The 18,276-nt window shown below is 69.5% G+C and carries 16 protein-coding genes; 3 read left to right on the forward strand and 13 right to left on the reverse strand.

Going from position 1 to position 18,276, the window contains the following annotated elements; all coding sequences use genetic code 11:
- Positions 1–69: 69 nt before the first annotated feature.
- Positions 70–1,041: an LLM class flavin-dependent oxidoreductase gene (locus ACFUO4_RS35360; protein ID WP_383492571.1), complete on the forward strand. Its 972-nt coding sequence runs from the start codon at positions 70–72 to the stop codon at positions 1,039–1,041.
- A gap of 120 nt (positions 1,042–1,161) precedes the next feature.
- Here ACFUO4_RS35360 and ACFUO4_RS35365 read toward each other — a convergent pair whose 3' ends face one another.
- The 4 genes from ACFUO4_RS35365 to ACFUO4_RS35380 all read right to left on the reverse strand — a co-directional run bounded on the left by ACFUO4_RS35365 (position 1,162) and on the right by ACFUO4_RS35380 (position 7,412).
- Positions 1,162–2,577 (reverse strand): sugar porter family MFS transporter, encoded by a 1,416-nt coding sequence (locus ACFUO4_RS35365; RefSeq protein ID WP_383492574.1) that lies wholly within the window; start codon positions 2,575–2,577, stop codon positions 1,162–1,164.
- A 165-nt stretch (positions 2,578–2,742) separates the two neighbouring features.
- Positions 2,743–6,327: a chromosome segregation protein SMC gene (smc, locus tag ACFUO4_RS35370; protein ID WP_383492577.1), complete on the reverse strand. Its 3,585-nt coding sequence runs from the start codon at positions 6,325–6,327 to the stop codon at positions 2,743–2,745.
- 216 nt (positions 6,328–6,543) lie between these two features.
- Positions 6,544–6,747, reverse strand: a complete 204-nt coding sequence (locus tag ACFUO4_RS35375) for a hypothetical protein (RefSeq protein WP_059198049.1) — start codon at positions 6,745–6,747, stop codon at positions 6,544–6,546.
- A 383-nt stretch (positions 6,748–7,130) separates the two neighbouring features.
- Positions 7,131–7,412: an acylphosphatase gene (locus ACFUO4_RS35380; RefSeq protein ID WP_059198050.1), complete on the reverse strand. Its 282-nt coding sequence runs from the start codon at positions 7,410–7,412 to the stop codon at positions 7,131–7,133.
- A gap of 173 nt (positions 7,413–7,585) precedes the next feature.
- Here ACFUO4_RS35380 and ACFUO4_RS35385 point away from each other — a divergent pair, with 173 nt between their 5' ends.
- Positions 7,586–8,785, forward strand: a complete 1,200-nt coding sequence (locus ACFUO4_RS35385; RefSeq protein ID WP_383492581.1) for a CAP domain-containing protein — start codon at positions 7,586–7,588, stop codon at positions 8,783–8,785.
- Positions 8,786–8,890: 105 nt separating this feature from the next.
- Here ACFUO4_RS35385 and ACFUO4_RS35390 read toward each other — a convergent pair whose 3' ends face one another.
- Positions 8,891–9,481: a flavodoxin family protein gene (locus ACFUO4_RS35390; RefSeq protein ID WP_079310402.1), complete on the reverse strand. Its 591-nt coding sequence runs from the start codon at positions 9,479–9,481 to the stop codon at positions 8,891–8,893.
- Between the two features lie 108 nt (positions 9,482–9,589).
- On the opposite strand from ACFUO4_RS35390, the gene ACFUO4_RS35395 reads away from it, so the two are divergent.
- Positions 9,590–9,997: a winged helix-turn-helix transcriptional regulator gene (locus ACFUO4_RS35395; RefSeq protein WP_383492584.1), complete on the forward strand. Its 408-nt coding sequence runs from the start codon at positions 9,590–9,592 to the stop codon at positions 9,995–9,997.
- Here the strand turns inward: ACFUO4_RS35395 and mutM are convergent.
- The 8 genes from mutM to ACFUO4_RS35435 all read right to left on the reverse strand — a co-directional run bounded on the left by mutM (position 9,970) and on the right by ACFUO4_RS35435 (position 18,230).
- Complete coding sequence (gene mutM, locus ACFUO4_RS35400; RefSeq protein WP_079310404.1) at positions 9,970–10,830, reverse strand: bifunctional DNA-formamidopyrimidine glycosylase/DNA-(apurinic or apyrimidinic site) lyase; 861 nt, start codon at positions 10,828–10,830, stop codon at positions 9,970–9,972. The two genes, ACFUO4_RS35395 and mutM, sit on opposite strands and share 28 nt — an antisense overlap.
- 82 nt (positions 10,831–10,912) lie before the next feature.
- Complete coding sequence (gene rnc, locus ACFUO4_RS35405; RefSeq protein WP_373559695.1) at positions 10,913–11,728, reverse strand: ribonuclease III; 816 nt, start codon at positions 11,726–11,728, stop codon at positions 10,913–10,915.
- Positions 11,729–11,735: 7 nt separating this feature from the next.
- Positions 11,736–11,909, reverse strand: coding sequence for a 50S ribosomal protein L32 (gene rpmF, locus ACFUO4_RS35410; protein WP_003951102.1), 174 nt, complete (start codon positions 11,907–11,909; stop codon positions 11,736–11,738).
- Between the two features lie 2 nt (positions 11,910–11,911).
- A complete protein-coding gene (locus tag ACFUO4_RS35415) occupies positions 11,912–12,562 on the reverse strand; it encodes a DUF177 domain-containing protein (RefSeq protein ID WP_059198056.1) in 651 nt (216 codons plus the stop codon).
- A gap of 143 nt (positions 12,563–12,705) precedes the next feature.
- A complete protein-coding gene (locus ACFUO4_RS35420) occupies positions 12,706–13,755 on the reverse strand; it encodes a DivIVA domain-containing protein (RefSeq protein ID WP_383492588.1) in 1,050 nt (349 codons plus the stop codon).
- A gap of 57 nt (positions 13,756–13,812) precedes the next feature.
- Positions 13,813–14,292, reverse strand: a complete 480-nt coding sequence (coaD, locus tag ACFUO4_RS35425) for a pantetheine-phosphate adenylyltransferase (protein WP_383492591.1) — start codon at positions 14,290–14,292, stop codon at positions 13,813–13,815.
- Positions 14,293–14,318: 26 nt separating this feature from the next.
- Positions 14,319–14,936: a 16S rRNA (guanine(966)-N(2))-methyltransferase RsmD gene (rsmD, locus tag ACFUO4_RS35430; protein ID WP_383492894.1), complete on the reverse strand. Its 618-nt coding sequence runs from the start codon at positions 14,934–14,936 to the stop codon at positions 14,319–14,321.
- A gap of 78 nt (positions 14,937–15,014) precedes the next feature.
- Positions 15,015–18,230 carry a helicase-related protein gene (locus ACFUO4_RS35435; RefSeq protein ID WP_383492594.1) on the reverse strand — a complete coding sequence of 1,072 codons (3,216 nt, stop codon included), beginning with the start codon at positions 18,228–18,230 and terminating at the stop codon, positions 15,015–15,017.
- Positions 18,231–18,276 lie beyond the last annotated feature (46 nt).

The raw sequence follows: 18,276 nt of genomic DNA on the forward strand, positions 1-18,276 counted from the left end.
CGCTCTGGATGTCTGACACACCGTCAGCTAACGTCCCCCTCCACACCCGCCCGGTGAAGGGAGACCCCCATGCCCGTCTCCGTCGTCCGCTTCAACCTCGTCGAGCCCGCCGCCACTCCCTCCTCCCTGCGCGCCCGCTACCAGGCCGCCCTGGAGATGGCCGCGTACGCCGACGAGCACGGCATCACCACCGTGCAGACGGAGGAGCACCACGGCGTCGCGAACAACTGGCTGCCCTCCCCCTTCGCCTTCGCGGCAGCCGTCTTCGGAGCCACCCGCCGCATCGCGGTCACCGTCTCGGCGATCATCGGCCCGCTCCACGACCCCCTGCGGCTGGCCGAGGAGATCGCGGTCCTTGACCTGCTGAGCGGGGGCCGCCTGGTGACGGTCGCCGGGATCGGTTACCGGCCCGAGGAGTACGCACTGTTCGACGTGGAGTGGAAGCGGCGCGGCAGGCTCCAGGACGAACTGCTGGAGACGCTGCTCAAGGCCTGGACCGGCGAGGAATTCGAGTACCGCGGCCGTACGGTACGCGTCACACCGCGCCCGTACACCGACCCGCACCCGCTCCTCCTGGTCGGCGGCTCCTCGCGGGCCGCCGCCCGCCGGGCCGCCCGCCTCGGTCTGCCCTTCTTCCCCAGCGCGCATCTGCCGGAGCTGGAGGCGTACTACAAGGAGCGGCTCGTCGAGTACGGCACGGAGGGCTGGACGATGATGCCGGCCGCCGAGACCCCCCTGCTGCACCTCGCGGAGGACCCGGACGAGGTGTGGGCCACGCACGGGGAGCACTTCCTGCACGAGGCCCGGACGTACGCCTCCTGGCAGTCCGGGGACATCCGGTCCGCGGTGAAGTCGGGGGCCACGAGCGTCGAGGAACTGCGCGCCGAGGGTGTGTACCGGATTCTGACGCCGGACGAGTGCGTGGCGCAGGGCCTCGACAACCTCGTACTGCATCCGCTGGCCGGGGGGATGCCGCTCGCGGAGGGGTGGCGGAGTCTGCGACTGTTCTGCGAGGACGTCCTGCCGAGGCTCGGCGGCTGACCGCCCGGACGCGACACCGCCGCCCCGGCTCGGGCAGTGGCCGAGCCGAAGCGGCGGTGCGGGTTACGGGGAGAGGGGCAGCGGGGTTTGAGCCCTTCTCCCCGAGTTCGTAGGGGCTGCTCAGCCCATCTCCTCCAGGGCCTTGCCCTTCGTCTCCTTGACGTACTTGAGGACGAACGGGATGGAGAGCGCGGCGAAGACCGTGTAGATCACGTAGGTCGCGGAGAGGTTCCAGTCGGCCAGCGACGGGAAGCTCGCGGTGATGGCCCAGTTGGCGATCCACTGCGCGGAGGCGGCGACGCCCAGGGCGGCGGCGCGGATGCGGTTGGGGAACATCTCGCCGAGGAAGACCCAGACGACCACGCCCCAGGAGAGGGCGAAGAAGAGGACGAAGACGTGCGCCGCGATGAGGGCGGTCCAGCCCTGGGCCGCGGGCAGCTTGCCGTCGACCAGGTCGAAGCTGAACGCCCAGGCCTCCAGCCCGAGGCCGATGGCCATGCCGACCGAGCCGATGAGGGCCAGCGGCTTACGGCCGACGCGGTCGACGAAGATCATCGCGATCACGGTGCCGACGATGTTGATGATCGACGTCGTGAAGGAGTAGAAGAACGAGTCCGTCGGGTCGACGCCGACCGACTGCCACAGCGTCGAGGAGTAGTAGAACGCGACGTTGATGCCGACGAACTGCTGGAAGACCGACAGGCCGATGCCGACCCAGACGATCGGCTTGAAGAAGAAGCCGCCGCCGAGCAGGTCCTTGAAGGTGGACTTGTGCTCGCTGTGCATGCCGTGCTCGATCTCGGCCACGCGGGCGTCGAGGTCGACGTTCTCGCCCTCGACCTCCTTGAGGATCTCGCGGGCACGCTCGTGCTTGCCGACGGAGATCAGGAAGCGCGGGGACTCGGGGATGGCGAAGGAGAGCAGGCCGTAGAGGACGGCCGGGATCACCATGACGCCGAGCATGACCTGCCAGGCCTCCAGGCCCATCAGCTTGCCGCGCTGGTCGCCGCCGGCCGCGTTGAGCAGACCCCAGTTGACCAGCTGCGAGATGGCGATGCCGATGACGATCGCCGCCTGCTGGAAGGAACCGAGACGGCCGCGGTAGGCCGGCGGGGCGACCTCGGCGATGTAGGCGGGGCCGATCACGGAGGCCATACCGATGGCGAAACCGCCGACGATGCGCCAGAAGGCGAGGTCCCACAGCGCGAAGGGCAGCGCCGAACCGACGGCACTCACCGTGAACAGCACGGCGGAGATCTGCATGCAGCGGATACGGCCGATGCGGTCGGCGATCCGGCCCGCGGTGGCGGCACCGATGGCACAGCCGATCAGGGCGATGGCGATGACCTGCGCCAGCGCCGCCGAACCGATGTCGTACCGGTCCCGGATGGCCTCGACGGCGCCGTTGATCACGGAGCTGTCGTACCCGAAGAGGAACCCGCCCATCGCGGCGGCCGCCGCGATGAAGATGACATGCCCGAGATGATCGGGATGAGCCGTCCTGGCTCCTGACGTGGGTGGCGCAGTGCTGGTCACGTTCAACTCCTAAGGCCATCGGCAACGCTGCCTGAAGGCAAGAACAACGATGCAGACCTTATGCCTTCAAGTTGTGAAGTCAACAGCGAAAGCGATGTGAGAAAACAGGCACCACTGTGAAAGATGAGTTCAAGGATTGAAGAAGTGAAGAGCGGGTAGACGGGATCAGCGCAGCCGCTGGCTGATGACCTTCGAGACGCCGTCGCCCTGCATGGAGACGCCGTACAGCGCGTCGGCGACCTCCATAGTCCGCTTCTGGTGCGTGATCACGATGAGCTGCGAGGCCTCTTGCAGCTCCTGCATGATCCGGATCAGCCGCTGAAGATTGGTGTCGTCCAGCGCGGCCTCGACCTCGTCCATGACATAGAACGGACTCGGCCGGGCCTTGAAGATCGACACCAGCAACGCTACGGCCGTGAGGGACCGTTCGCCACCGGACAGCAGGCTCAGCCGCTTGACCTTCTTGCCCGGCGGACGCGCCTCGACGTCCACGCCCGTGGTGAGCATGTTGTCGGGATCGGTCAGGATCAGCCGCCCCTCACCGCCCGGGAAGAGCCGGCTGAAGACACCCTCGAACTCCCGGGCCGTGTCCCGGTAGGCCTCGGTGAAGACCTGCTCGACGCGCTCGTCGACCTCCTTCACCACCTGCAGCAGGTCGGCGCGGGTCTTCCGCAGGTCCTCCAGCTGCTCGCTGAGGAACTGGTGCCGCTCCTCCAGCGCCGCGAACTCCTCCAGCGCCAGCGGATTGACCTTGCCGAGCTGCTGGTAGGCCCGCTCGGCCGCCTTGAGCCGCCGCTCCTGCTCCGCCCGGTGGAACTGCCTGGGCTGGTTGCGCGGATGCTCGGGGTCCTCCGGCAGCTCCTCCCCCTCGGCGGGCGGAGAAGGCGGTACGAGCTGATGGGGGCCGTACTCGGAGACCAGGCCGGCGGGTTCGACGCCCAGCTCCTCCAGCGCCTTGGTCTCCAGCTGCTCGATCCGCATCCGCTTCTCGGCGCCGAGGACCTCACCGCGGTGGACGGAGTCCGTGAGCTTGTCCAGCTCGGCCTTGAGGTCGCGGCCGGCGGCGCGGGCGGCGGTCAGCTCCTGCTCGCGCAGGGCCTTGGCGGCGTCGGCGGCGGTCCGCTCGGCGTCCGCGCGCGCGAGCGACACCTCGACGTGCGTCAGCAACTGCCGGGCGCCGGACGCCACGGCCTCGGCGACGGCCGCCTCGTGGCGCAGGCGTGCCCGCCGCTGCTCGGCACGCGCGCGTGCGTCGCGCTCCGCGCGGGCGGCGCGGTCGAGGGAATCGGCACGGCCGGCGAGGCCCTTCACGCGCTCCTCGTGCGTACGGACCTGGAGCCGGGCCTCCATCTCGGTCTGGCGGGCATTGGCCCCGTCGGCGGCGAGCCGGTCCCGTACGGCGGTGTCCGGTTCCTCCTCGACGGGCATCTCCTCCGCGACGGCGAGCCGTTCGGCGAGTTCCTCGACGTCCTGGTGGGCCTTGTCGAGTGCGTCCTGCGCGCGGGCCGCGGCCGCGGTCGACCGCTCGGCCTCCCCCGCGGCGCCCTTCGCCTGGCCGGCGAGCCGGCCGAGCTGCTGGGCGACGGACGACTTCTCCCGGTCGGCGGCGCGGCGGCGCTCCGCGAGCTCCTCGACGAGGGCGGCGCATTCCCTGCGCCGTTCCGCCGCGGCGTGCTGCGCCTCGGTGAGGGCCTCGCACTGGACGGCCAGTTCCTCCAGCTCCGCGGCTGCCTCGTCGACGGACGCCTGTACTTCGAGGAGGCTCGGCGCGCCCGCGGAGCCGCCGTGGGCGAAGTGGGCGCCGAGGAGGTCGCCTTCGGCGGTGACGGCGGTGAGGTGGGGGTGAGCGTAGACGAGGTCCTCGGCGTCTTCGAGGGTGCTGACGACGACGATGCCGGCCAGTAGGCGTCGTACGGCCGGCATGAGGTCGGAGGGGCCGCGGACGAATGATGCCGCGTGAGGTGGAGAGGCGTCTGCGGGTGCTTCGTGGCTGGTCGCGCAGTTCCCCGCGCCCCTCAGGGGCGTTTCCGGAGCGCCTGCCAGCAGAAGTGACGCACGTCCACCGTCCTGCTTGCGCAGCAGTCGGATGGCGTCTGCCGCCGCTGACGGGGAGGTGACCGCCAGTGCGTCCGCCGCCGCGCCGAACGCCGCCGCCAGTGCCACCTCGTAGCCCGGCGTCACGCTCAGCAGCTCGGCCGCCGGGCCCAGCAGACCGGTGAGGCGGTCCTTCGCGCCCAGCAGTATGCCCGTCCCGTCCTTTCGCCGCAGTCCCAGCGCCAGCGCCTCATGCCGGGCCTGCGTCGCCGCGCGCTTGCGCTCCGCCGCCGTCGCCGCCTCCCGCGCGGCCGTCAGCGCGGCCTCCGCCTCGGCCAGCGCGGCCTTCGCCGCGTCATGCCGCTCGGCGAGTTCCGCGTCACCCGCGTCGAGGCCGTCGACCTCGGCCTTGAGCGTCTCGTACTCCTCCTGCGCGGCGACCGCCCGTGCCTGGGCCTCGTCCCGCGCGGCGGCCAGGCGGTCGATCTCGGCCTGGGCCGAGGCGGCACGGGAACGGGCCGCGTTGACCTGCCCGTTGAGGCGGGCCAGGCCCTCGCGGCGGTCGGCGATGGCGCGGGCCACGTCCTTCAGGCGCCGTTCCTCGTCGGTCAACGCGCGTTCCAGCTCGGCGCGGTGGGCGACCGTGTCCTCGAGGGCCCGCTCGGCCGCCTCCAGGGCAGCCTCCAGCTCGGCCTCCTGCTCGCGGATGCGGGCGGCCTCGCGCTCCATGTCCTCGGGGTCGCGGCCCCGCCGTTCCTCGGGCGGGGCGGAGGTCGCGCTCTTCACGCGCGCGTCGGCGAGCGAGATCGTGCCGCGCACCCGTTCGGCGAGCTGGGAGAGCTCGTACCAGGTCTGCTGGGCGCGCTGGAGGCGGGGGGTGAGCTGCCGTACCTCGTCCTCCAGGAGCGCCTCGCGCTGGAGCGCCTTCTTCAGCTCCTGCTCGGCGGTCTCCTTGCGCTCCTTGAGCGCCGCCTCGTCCGCGACCTCGGCCTTCAGCGCCTCGCGCAGACGTACGAGATCGTCGGCCAGCAGCCGCAGCCGCGCGTCCCGGAGATCCGCCTGGATCACAGCCGCCCTGCGCGCGACCGCCGCCTGGCGGCCGAGGGGCTTGAGCTGCCTGCGGAGTTCGTCCGTGAGGTCCTGCACGCGCGCGAGGTTGGCCTGCATCGCGTCCAGCTTGCGCAGCGCCTTCTCCTTGCGCTTGCGGTGCTTGAGGACGCCCGCGGCCTCTTCGATGAAGGCTCGGCGGCCCATCGGGTCGGCGTGCAGGACGGAGTCGAGCTGGCCCTGGCCGACGATGACGTGCATCTCGCGGCCGATGCCGGAGTCGGAGAGCAGGTCCTGGATGTCGAGGAGACGGCAGGTGTCGCCGTTGATCTGGTACTCGCTGCCGCCGTTGCGGAACATGATCCGCGTGATGGTGACCTCGGCGTACTCGATGGGCAGCGCCCCGTCGGAGTTGTCGATGGTCAGGGACACCTCGGCGCGGCCCAGCGGCGGGCGCCCGGTGGTGCCGGCGAAGATGACGTCCTCCATCTTGCCGCCGCGCAGCGACTTGGCACCCTGCTCGCCCATGACCCAGCTGAGGGCGTCGACGACATTGGACTTGCCCGAGCCGTTCGGTCCCACGACGCACGTGATGCCCGGCTCGAACCGGAGCGTGGTCGCCGAGGCGAACGACTTGAACCCGCGGAGGGTCAGGGCCTTGAGGTGCACGCCGCCGGACTCTACCTTCCGCGGTTGTCTCACTCCATGAACGTGCGGTTGCCCGCGGTTTCACCCATGAACGTGCAGGGCACATCAGACGTTAAAGAAGGTGAGGGGAGTGCGGGGGAAAGAAAGAAGGGACGCCGAAGCGTCCCTTGCAACTCTGACAACTTAGCGGTTGACACGGACAGCCCAACCACTGCTTGTCGTGGTGCGATGCAGTGATCAGGTGAGCGCAGGCTCCGCCTGGTGTGCGTCGATGCTCTCCAGAAGCGAGTCCTGAGAAGCGGCAGCCGCGAGCGCGTCGTTCTCGGCCTGGATCCGTACGAGCTCGGATTCGAGGTCCTGTACGCGCTGCTGGAGCCGTCGCATCTCGGCAATGAGTCGCGGGTCGGAGCCGCCGACGTAACCGAGAAGCGCCTTTGCCATGATGGATGGTCCTCCACACTGAGTGACCGACCGAAGCGGTGTGGGTCGTGAGGGATTCGCACCCGCGATGCTTGACACTGTTGAGTTGCTGCTGCCGTTCAACCATGCCAAACAGCTAAGGTGCGCGGGGTGCTTTCAGAGTCTCACCAAAAAGTTTGACGGTCAACACGATCACGCCCCGTATTGGCGGGCAACCCGGTGGCGCGCGGCCGGGAAACGGCGGCGCAGCGACTCCTGCGGGGCCCTCGGGGCGTAGCGATCATTCTTAAGTGCGGAGCCTCCCACGAGAACCCCTTCTTGGCAACCACCAGCGTCTTTCCGCCTCGGGCAGCTGCCGTCGGCATGTTCCTCCGCTGCCACCAGGCGTGGTTTACAGAACCGGTTCAACGGATGGCGAAGCCGTCGTAACCCCCACGGGGTGTGTCCCAGATCTCGGTGACACCGTCCACGCGGCCGGGCGTGTCGTCACCCAGAAGCCAGGCGAGGAGCCCTTCGCAGCGCTCGCGCGGGCCCTCGGCGACCACCTGGACCCGTCCGTCGCCCAAATTGAGAGCAAAACCACTCAGCCCGCCGAGCTCCAGGGCCTTGGCCCGCGTGAACCAGCGGAAACCCACACCTTGGACGCGTCCACGCACCCAGGCGACCAGTCGCACATCCTCGCTCATGGGTGCAACCTAACCAACCAAAGTCTCTCTGGGCGCTCCCTCCCCTGGCGCCATGCGGTACCGTCCCCTGCCAATGAATCTCATACGAAACTCACTCGATCGTGTGGGTTTTGTGAGTTCGGTCCGACCGCCGGGGACGAGTCGGCCGCAAAGGACGAGGAAGGCCAGGACACATGGGACGCCACCGACGCTCCGCCGCCGGCCGCGCCGCCACGGGCCGCGCCACGGGGGTCACACAGACAGACGGCTCGTACACGAGCGGCTACGACCCGCAGCACTCGTACGGCTTCGACCAGCAGGACGCGTACGACATCGACCAGCACGCGTACGGCATCGACCGCCAGTTCTCCTACGACTTCGAGGCCGACGCCCGGGGCCCGCACAGCGGCGAGTACCCCACGATCGGCATCGCGCCCTATCTGAACCCCGAGGCGCACTCCCGCAGCGACGCCTACCTCTACGCGACCGACGACGAGTACGCCCAGGCCACGGGGACCATGAGCACCGTCATGCTCCCGAGCGAGGGTTTCTCGCCGGCCGACGGGCCGCGGCGCGGGGGCTCGCGCCGGCGTCGTAAGAAGCGGGTCGTGACGCCGGTGAAGACCGGTCTGCTCGGGGTCTCCGCGGCGGTCGCCATCGGCACCGTCGCGGTCGCCACCGGTGTGGTGCCGGGCCTCGACAACTACAAGATCGGCGGCGGCAGCGGCGGCGACAAGGTGCAGGCCGCGGACACCCCGACCAACTCGGCCACCGAGCAGGGCGGCACCTCCGGCAGCGCCGACGCCGGCCGGGACGACGAGGCGGCCAGCCGCGGCGGCGACCGCGCGGCCTCGCCGACGCCGCCCGTCTCCGCGTCGCCCTCGACGACGGCACCCACCGAGGAACCGACCGAGAAGCCGACGAAGAAGCCCACCGAGGAGCCGGAGGCGAAACCCTCGAAGACGGCCACCAAGGCGCCGCAGAGCAGCACGGCCCCGGGCATCACCATCTCCGCGGAGGCGCAGGCCGAGGCCGAGGTGCTCAAGCTCGTCAACGAGGAGCGGGCGAAGGCGGGCTGCAGCGCGGTCTCCGCGAACAGCGCACTGGGCAAGCTCGCCGAGGACTTCAGCGACGCCATGGCCGACCAGGGCTTCTTCGACCACACCGACCCCAGCGGCAACACCCCCTGGGACCGGGCCGAGGCGGCCGGCATCAGCAACCTGGGCGGCGAGAACATCGCCCGGGGCCAGGCCGACGCCGCGGCGGTGATGGAGGCCTGGATGAACAGCGAGGGCCACCGGGCGAACATCCTGAACTGCGACTTCAAGACGCTGGGCGTCGGCGTCCACTTCGGGGCCGGCGGCCCCTGGTGGACCCAGGACTTCGGCTACTAGCGGCACGCACGACGCGGCACGGACGACGCGGCACAGACGACGAGGGGCTCCCATCCGATGACCGGGTGGGAGCCCCTCCGCATGTCCCGATGTCCGCGCGGCTGTCTACGCGGCGAGGGCGGCGCGGCCGTGCGCGAACACCTTCGCCGTCTCGGCCAGCCGGCGCCCGAGGTGCTCGGCGGTCGCCACGTCCGCCTTGTGGACGGCGTCCGGGCCCTCGTCGACGTTGGTCTGCGCGGCGGCACCCGCGAACACGCCGAGGCGGTTGAGGTCGTGCTCGGAGCCCTCACTGTTGTTCCAGCCCGGGTGCAGACCGAGGTTGATCCAGTGCATGCCGTGCTGTGCGGCGAGGATCTGGAAGAACTGCAGGGTGTGCAGCTTGTCGCCGCTCTTGGAGCCGGAGTTGGTGAAGCCGGCGGCCAGCTTGTCCTTCCAGTCCTGCCCGAACCAGCGCTTGGAGGTGGCCTCGGCGAAGACGTGGAACGGGCCGGAGGCGGTGCCCATGTAGGTCGGTGAGCCGAAGACGATCGCGTCGGAGCGGTCGAGGACGGCCCACTCCTCCTCGGTGATCTCGGCGACGTTGATCAGATGCACCTCGGCCCCGGCCTCCTGCGCACCGGCGCGGACGGCCTCGGCGAGGACGGCGGTGTGGCCGAAGCCGGAGTGGTAGGCGATGGAAACGACAGGGCTGGTCACGATGCGTTCTCCTGGGATGCGCAGGTCACTGACGATGAGAAAAGGAAAGCACTAACTTCTGGTTAGTGCAACCTACCGGTTAGCGCTGCGTTCGAGTACGCTTGAATCATGGACATCACGCAGGAGCGCACGCCGGAGCGGGGCCAGGACCTGGCTTTCGACGTGTTCGCCAAGGCCTGCCCGTCGCGGGGCACGCTGGAGCACATCACCGGCCGCTGGGGCGCGCTCACGCTCGGCGCGCTGCACGAGGGCTCGCTGCGCTTCAACGAGCTGCGCCGTCGCGTCGACGGCGTGAGCGAGAAGATGCTGTCCCAGACCCTGCACGCGCTGGAGCGCGACGGCCTGGTGCACCGCGAGGCCCAGCCGACCAACCCGCCCCGCGTGGACTACGAACTGACGCCGCTCGGTCAGCAGCTGGCCACGCGGCTGCTCGGCCTCATCCGCTTCCTGGAGGGCCGGATGGACGACGTGCTCGACGCACGCCGGCGCTACGACGAGACGCGCGGCGCCCTCTGACACTTCGGGCAGAAGTAGCTCGACCGGTTCATCCACGGCCGCCGGCGCATCGGCGTACCGCACCGCTTGCAGGGCAGGCCCTCACGGCCGTACGCGTCGAGCGAGCGGTCGAAGTAGCCGGACTCCCCGTTGACGTTGACGTACAGGCTGTCGAAGCTGGTGCCGCCGACCGCCAGGGCCGCGTTCATCACATCCCGCACGTGGCCCAGGAGTTCGGCCGTGCGCGGGCGCGTGAAGCCGGCGGTCGGGCGCTCGTAGTGGATGCGGGCGCGCCAAAGCGCCTCGTCCGCATAGATGTTGCCGACGCCGCTGATCAACGACTGGTCCAGCAGGGCCCGTTTGATGGTGCTGCGCTTGCGACGGAGGTTCTGGTGGAAGGCCTCGTCGTCGAAGAGCGGGTCCAGCGGGTCGCGGGCGATGTGCGCGATGACGTCGGGCAGACCGTCCTCGGTGTTGTCGTGCAACGACAGTCCGCCGAAGGTGCGTTGGTCGACGAAGCGGAGCTCGGTGCCGAGGCCGTCCGCGAACCGCACCCGGATCCTGAGGTGCTTCTCGTCGGGTGACTCGTGCGGCTGGACCAGGAGTTGGCCGCTCATGCCGAGGTGCGCCAGCACCGACTGGTTGGTGTCCTCCAGGGGCAGCCACAGATACTTGCCGCGCCTGCTGGGCACGCCGATGCGATGGCCCTTGAGGCGGTGCGTGAAGTCGTCGGCACCGGCGAGGTGACGGCGTACGGCACGCGGGTGCAGCACCTCGGCCTCGGCGACGGCACGGTGGGCGACCCACCGCTCCAGACCTCGGCGTACGACCTCTACCTCGGGCAACTCGGGCATCGCATCCCCCGTGACAAGCCGGTGTATGAGCCGAGCGCCCGCCCCGGGGCGGGACGGGCGCTCGGTGTACTGCTCTGTTCGGTCAGGCGGAGGCGGACGCCTCGTCGGCATCCGCGTCGGCCTCGACGGCCTTCGCGGCGGCCTCCGCGGCAGCCTTGGCGCGCTCGTCCGCCGCAGCCCGGATGGACCGCCAGGCGGACTCGGCGGCCTGCTGCTCCGCCTCCTTCTTGCTGCGGCCGGTGCCGGTGCCGTACGAGACGCCTCCGACGCGGGCGGCAGCAGTGAAGGTCTTCTCGTGGTCGGGGCCGGTCTCCGAGACCTGGTACTCGGGGACACCGAGTCCTTCGGTCGCGGTGAGCTCCTGGAGACTGGTCTTCCAGTCCAGGCCGGCACCGAGGTTGGAGGACTTCTCGATCAGCGGGTCGAAGAGCCGGTGGACGAGTTCGCCCGCCGCGTCCAGACCCTGGTCGAGATAGACCGCGCCGATCACCGCTTCGAGGGTGTCGGCGAGGATGGACGCCTTGTCCCGGCCGCCCGTGCCCTCTTCACCGCGGCCGAGCCGGATGAAGGAGCCCAGGTCGAGCCCGCGGCCGACCTCCGCCAGCGCACGAGAGTTGACCACCGCGGCCCGCAACTTGGCCAGCTGGCCTTCGGGCAGGTCGGGGTGGGTGCGGTACAGCGTGTCCGTGACCACGAGGCCGAGGACGGAGTCCCCGAGGAACTCCAGGCGCTCGTTGGTCGGCAGACCGCCGTTCTCGTACGCGTAGGACCGGTGGGTCAGCGCACGCACCAGAAGGGCGGACTCGAGCTTGTACCCGAGCCGCCCTTCCAACAGCGTGTGGGACGAGGCCGTGTTCTCCGCAGAGTTCTTCTTCGGCGTGGACACAGTGCCTCTCACCAGCCGCTCAGACCTCGAGGACCTGGCGCTTGTTGTAGGTGCCGCAAGACGGGCACGCGATGTGCTGCTGCTTGGGCTCGTGGCAGCGCTCGCACGCAACCAGGGTGGGGACCGCAGCCTTCCACTGCGACCGGCGGTGGCGCGTGTTGCTGCGCGACATCTTCCGCTTCGGAACAGCCACGGCTACTTCTCCTGCTTCTCGTCGACGCCCGCTTCCGCTTCGGCGCCGCTCATCTCGTCCTTCTCGCCATCTTCGAGTGAACCGGCGAGTCCCTGCAGTGCCGCCCAACGGATGTCGACGGCGTCGTGGTGGTGGTCCGGGTCGTCCGCCAGCCGGGCTCCGCACTCGGAGCACAGGCCGGGGCAGTCGTCCTGGCACACCGGCTGCATCGGCAGGGCAAGCACCACCGCGTCACGCAGCACTGGTTCGAGGTCGAACAGGCCGTCCTCGATGAAGAGCCTGTCCTCGTCTTCCTCGGCGTCGTCGGTCGGCTCCGCCTTGGGGCGGCCCCGATCGTCGGCGTCAGGGTACGAGAACATCTCCTGGAAGTCCGCTTCGAGCTCCAGCTCAAGCGGCTCCAGACACCTTACGCACTCCCCCTCGGCCTGTGCACGGGCGGTGCCTGTGACAAGCACCCCTTCCATGACCGACTCGAGCCGGAGTTCGAGCTCCACCGGGGCGCCTTCCGGCACTCCGACGACTCCCGCGATCCCCAGATCCTTGGGAGCGTCGATCTCACGGGTCAGGCGCTGCAGCGCACCGGGCCGCCGCCCCAGCTCGTGCGTGTCGAACACGAGAGGCTTGCGGTGGTCGAGGTGAGCGTTGGGAGCCATTCCTGCTTTCGATCTTCGAGCTCAGAGGGACGCCGCCCTTCGGTGTTCCCGGGCAGCGTTGATCGCGGACGTACGCGCGACCGAAGAGCCAGGATACTGGACCTTTCGCTCACGGCCCAATCCGGTGGTCCCGCACTGGTTTCCTACTGGCCGCGGCCCTGCTCGTAGGCCCTCAGCTGCTCCGGCGTGATCATGCCGGTGTCGAAGAGGCTGGTCTCGTCGAGGGCGTACGACTGCTGGGCGTGCTGGGCCTGCTGCTGGGCCTGTCCGGCGTCGTAGGCGGCCTGCTGAGCGTCGTAGCCCTGGTACGCGTACGGGTCGGCCTGCTGGTAGCCGTAGGGGTCCTGCTGCTGGGCGTAGGCCGGCTGCTGCGGGTAGCCGCCGCCGTAGGTGTCCTGCTGCTGGTAGCCGTAGGCATGCTGCTGGTCGTACTGCTGCTGGTGCGGTACGGCCGCGGCGGCCGGGGTGTCCTGTTCGGCCAGGGCCGCGAGGTCGGCGAGGTAGTCGGCGTCGCTGGAGTGCTGGACGGTGCTGTCGTCGTCGGCGAGGGCGCCGAGGTCGTCGGTGGCGATCCGGCCGTGCAGCTTGGCGCGGCCCTTGCCGACGGCCTCCAGGGTCTTGGCGAGGACCGCCTCGAAGGCGCCGAGCTTGGTGTCGACGTAGGCGTCGGCGTCGCGGCGCAGGGTCTCGGGGTCGTGGCTGCGCTCGGGGGCGTCCTCGTCCTCGTAGCCCTGCTCGTCGAGGCCCGGGCCGGTGCCGAGGAGCTTCTCGCGGCCGCGGCCGACCGAGCCGAGGGTCTTGGTGAGGACGACCTCGAAGTTGGCCAGCTTGGAGTCGACGTAGTCGTCGGCCTCGGCGCGGACCTCCTCGGCCTCCCTGCGGGCCTCGCTGAGGATGCGGTCGGCCTCGGCCTGGGAGCGGCGGGCGACCTCGGTGTCGGAGATCAGCGAGCCGCGCTCGGCGTGCGCGCCGGAGATGATCCGCTCGGCCTCCTGGCGGGCCTGCTCGACCATCGACTCGCGGTCGCCGATCAGCTCCTGGGCCTGGGCGAGGGAGTCGGGCAGCGCGGCCCGGACCTCCTCCAGCATCGCGAGCAGTTCGGCGCGGTTGACCACGCACGAGGCCGACATGGGCATCGACCGGGCGCCGGAGACCGCGGCGACGATCTCGTCGAGCTTCTTCTGCACGTCCACCTGTGCTCGCCACTCTCTACAGCTGTGTTGGAGACGGACGGGACGACTGTAGCCCCATCAGTCCTTGCGCAGGCGCTCGTTGAGGGCCTCCAGGACGACCGGCGGCACCAGGTGGGCGATGTCGCCGCCCCAGGTGGCGACCTCCTTGACGAGCGAGGAGGACAGGAAGCTGTAGGTGGGGTTGGTGGGGACGAACAGGGTCTCCACCCCGGACAGCCCGTTGTTCATCTGGGCCATCTGGAGTTCGTAGTCGAAGTCGCTGACCGCGCGCAGGCCCTTGACGATCGCGGGGATGTCGCGCTGCTTGCAGTAGTCGACGAGGAGGCCGTGGAAGGACTCGACCTTCACGTTCCCGTACTCGGCGGTGACCTGGCGGATCAGCTCGATCCGCTCGTCGACCTCGAACAGGCCCTTCTTGGACTTGTTGATCATGACCGCGACGTAGACCTCGTCATACAGACGGGAGGCGCGGGAAATGATGTCGAGGTGTCCGTTGGTGATGGGGTCGAACGACCCGGGACAGACGGCGCGGCGCACTTGAGATCCCTCGCTCTCCGGTCCGGTCATCGTGCGTCTTCGCACGTAGAGGCGGCGCGACCGTACCAAAACGTTCCCTCGCCGTAACGACGGGACCGGAGTGCTTCAAAACCCTCCGGCCACCCGAATTCACCGCCTCTGGTGCTGCGCTCCACGGTGACGAGCGCCTCCGCCGCGAGCCAGCCCCCCGAACGGAGTGTGAGGAGAATCTCCCGAAGATCGTGATCCGTGACTCGGTACGGCGGGTCGAGGAAGACGATGTCGTACGGCTCGGCCGGTGCCGGCTGCTGGATGATCTGCTCCGCTTTGCCCGCCCGGACCTCGGCGCCCGGGAGGCCGAGGCTCTTGACGTTCTCGCGGATGGTGCGGGCGGCGCGGGCGTCGGCCTCGACGAGGAGGGTGTGGCTCGCGCCGCGGGAGAGGGCCTCGAGGCCGACGGCGCCCGATCCGGCGTAGAGGTCGAGGACGCGCTCGCCGTCCAGGGGGCCGCCCAGGAGGGACTGCCAGGTGGAGAGGAGACCTTCGCGTGCGCGGTCGGAGGTGGGGCGGGTTCCGTTGCCGGGCGGCACGGCGAGGCGACGTCCGCCGGCTGCGCCGGCGATCACGCGGGTCATCTTCGGTCCTTGATTCGTGGGCGGCTTCAGGTTTCAGTGTGGCTGGTCGCGCCCGCGCGGCGGTAGCCGCATATGGATTACAGCCCCGCGCCCCTGAGGGAGTCTCCCTCACCCCTTTTCCAGGTACTGCTCCCTCTCCTCGTCCAAGAGAGCATCGAGCGCTGTCCGCAGGCCCGGGAGGTTCTTCAGCTCCGGATCCGCCTCCACCACCGCCATCGCTTCTTCCCGCGCCTCCGCGATGACCTCCTCGTCCTCGATGACGGCGAGGACCTTCAGGGAGGTGCGGGCGCCGGACTGGGCCTGACCGAGGACGTCGCCCTCGCGGCGCTGTTCCAGGTCGATGCGGGAGAGCTCGAAGCCGTCCAGCGTCGACGCCACCGCGTTCAGCCGCTGGCGGGCGGCGCTGGCCTCCGGCATCTCCGTGACCAGGAGGCAGAGGCCCGGCGCGGCGCCTCGGCCCACCCGGCCGCGGAGCTGGTGGAGCTGGGAGACGCCGAAGCGGTCGGCGTCCATGATCACCATGGCGGTGGCGTTGGGGACGTTGACGCCGACCTCGATGACGGTGGTGGCGACCAGGACGTGGGTCTCGCCGGCGGCGAAGCGGCGCATGACCGCGTCCTTGTCGTCGGGATGCATACGGCCGTGCAGCACCTCGACCTTGAGGCCGGTCAGCGGGCCCTTGGCGAGCTGGTCGGCGACGTCCAGGACGGCCAGCGGCGGGCGCTTCTCGGCCTCGTCCTCGGCGGACTTGCGGGCCTTCTTCGAATCATCCTCGTCGTCGCCGATCCGGGGGCAGACGACGTATCCCTGATGGCCGTTCTCCACCTCCTCGCGCACCCGTTCCCAGGCGCGGGCCAGGAAGTGGGGCTTGTCGGCGGCCGGGACGACATGGCTGGCGATCGGGGAGCGGCCGGCCGGGAGCTGGTCGAGGACGGAGGTCTCCAGGTCGCCGAAGACCGTCATCGCGACCGTGCGCGGGATGGGCGTGGCCGTCATCACGAGGAGGTGCGGGGGCTGTTTGCCCTTGCCGCGCAGGGCGTCGCGCTGCTCCACGCCGAAGCGGTGCTGTTCGTCGACGACGACCAGGCCGAGGTCGTGGAACTGGACCTTGTCCTCGATCAGCGCGTGCGTGCCGATGACGATGCCGGCCTCGCCGGTGACGAGGTCGAGCAGGGCCTGTTTCCGCGCGGCCGCTCCCATGGAGCCGGTCAGCAGCACCACCTTGGTGGCGTGCTCGGCGCCGCCCAGCATTCCGCCCTCGGCCAGCTCGCCCATCATCTCGACGATGGAGCGGTGATGCTGCTGGGCGAGGACCTCGGTGGGCGCGAGCATGGCGGCCTGGCCGCCCGCGTCGACGGTGGCGAGCATGGCGCGCAGGGCGACCATCGTGTTGTGTGTGACGGTGAAGTTGTCGGTGACGTAGGCATGGCTCGGATGGGCGACGCTGATGCACTGGACGGGCTTTCGCCCCACGTGCTCCACCGCGCGGATACCCCGCCGGAAGGTGTTGTACTTGGGGCGCGAACGCACTCGCTCGGCCTTGCGGGTGACCCTGAAGGGTGCGTACTCGTCAGGCAGAGCTACCGAGACGTTGAAGGCGGCCTTCTTCGGAAGGACTCGTGCGCGACCACCGAGCGATCGGACAAGCCACGCAACGTCTTCAGCGAGCCTCCGCGAGGCTGAACAGAGCGAGATACTCAGGCCGTCCTTGCCGACGGTGCCATCGGTATCGAGAAGCCCTTGCAGCAGTGCGAGACGGTTCTTGATCGAAGTGTTCTTGAACTCGTCGGGAACGAACTTCCCGTGCGACGTCGTGCCCCACAGGTTCAGATCACGCAGAGTCTGAATCACAGGATTGCGCGCGCCATCCACCCGATGTGTCAGTTGGATCGTGTTGTCGCAACGGGATCCCTTCACGGGAACCAGACGGCAGTCAGGCGCCACTGCTGCCGCGACAGCGCCCCGGATCTCGTCGTCCACAGTCGCCAGACGCAGGTTGTGTCGGAATGATCCGTTCCCCAGGAGGAGACCGAACAGGTACGGATCGAGGGGCAACCCCGAATCGTCTCCGAGATCAACCGGGGCAGCTGTTGGGAGGTACCACTTCGAAGATCCGTTGGCTTTAAAGGTGTCCAGCCGGATCTCCCGAGTCGTCATGACCTTGGGAGCCTGGCCTCGGTGCCACCCACAACTCGTACCGACGATCCAGAGATGCTCGTCGTCGCACTCGACGGAGCTCCCATCGGACAGGATCAGGCGCCAGACCTCTCGCTCGCCTTGCGGGTAGACACCGTCGATCAACGCGATGTCCCCGTCCGGCACGACGATCTCCTCCCCGACCCTCAAGTCCCCCATGCGACGAAAACCGGCGGGCGTGAGCACCAGCGAGTCAAGAGGCTGAGCTTTGCCCGAACCGACCTCTCCCTGAAGCAGCCGGTGCATCGGATGCTCCGTGGCCAGGTCGTCGAAGATCTCCTTGGAGACCTTTTGCTGGCCCTCGGTGAGGGTGAAGGGGAGACGGTCGTCGAAGGCGGCCAGGAGGCCGTCCGGCTTGGGTTTGCGGGCCACCGCCGGGAGCTGCGCGTCGGCGTGGCGGCGGCGGGCGAGGGCGACCTGGAGGACGAAGGCCTCGTCCCACTTGAGGCGCGAGCGGGCGTCGTCGATGTCGGCCTTGGTATGCGGACGGTGGATCTTGAGGAGAGCCTCCGGCAGCGGCAGGAGCCCTCGGCCCTCGCGCAGGGAGTCCGGGAGCGGATCGACCGCCTCCTGGGCGCTGGGCAGGACCGTCTGGATGGCCTTGCCGATCTTCCAGGACTCCAGCTTGGCCGTGGCGGGGTAGATCGGGATGAGGGCGCCGGCCCAGGTCTCGACCGTCTCGTCAGCTTCGCCGTGTAGCAACTCGTACGCCGGATGCGCCAGTTGGAGCCGGCGGTTGAAGACGGAGACCTTGCCCGCGAACATCGCGCGGGTGCCCGGCAGGAGCTCCTTGTGGGGCTTGTGGACGCCGTTGCCGAAGAAGACGAGCTGGAGGCGGCCGTTGCCGTCCGTGATGGTCACTTCGAGGCGCTGGCCCTTGCCGCGCGGGGCCTTGGCGGAGGCGAAGGTGTGCAGGCGGGCGTCGGCGACCATCGCCACCACGGTGACGTGCTCGTCCATGGGGAGGTCGGCGAGGTGCGTGAGCTGGCCCCGCTCCTCGTATCTGCGCGGGTAGTGGTGGAGGAGGTCGCCGACGGTGTGCAGGCCGAGATGCTCGGCCATCACCTTCGCGGTGGGTGGGCCGAGCACCTTTTTCAGTGGTTCTTCGAGCGCGGGCACGAGATCCATTGCACACCACCCCACTGACATTGCCGTATACGTCTTGCGAAACACC

Source organism: Streptomyces sp. NPDC057280, assembly GCF_042668605.1.
Classification (GTDB): Bacteria; Actinomycetota; Actinomycetes; order Streptomycetales; family Streptomycetaceae; genus Streptomyces.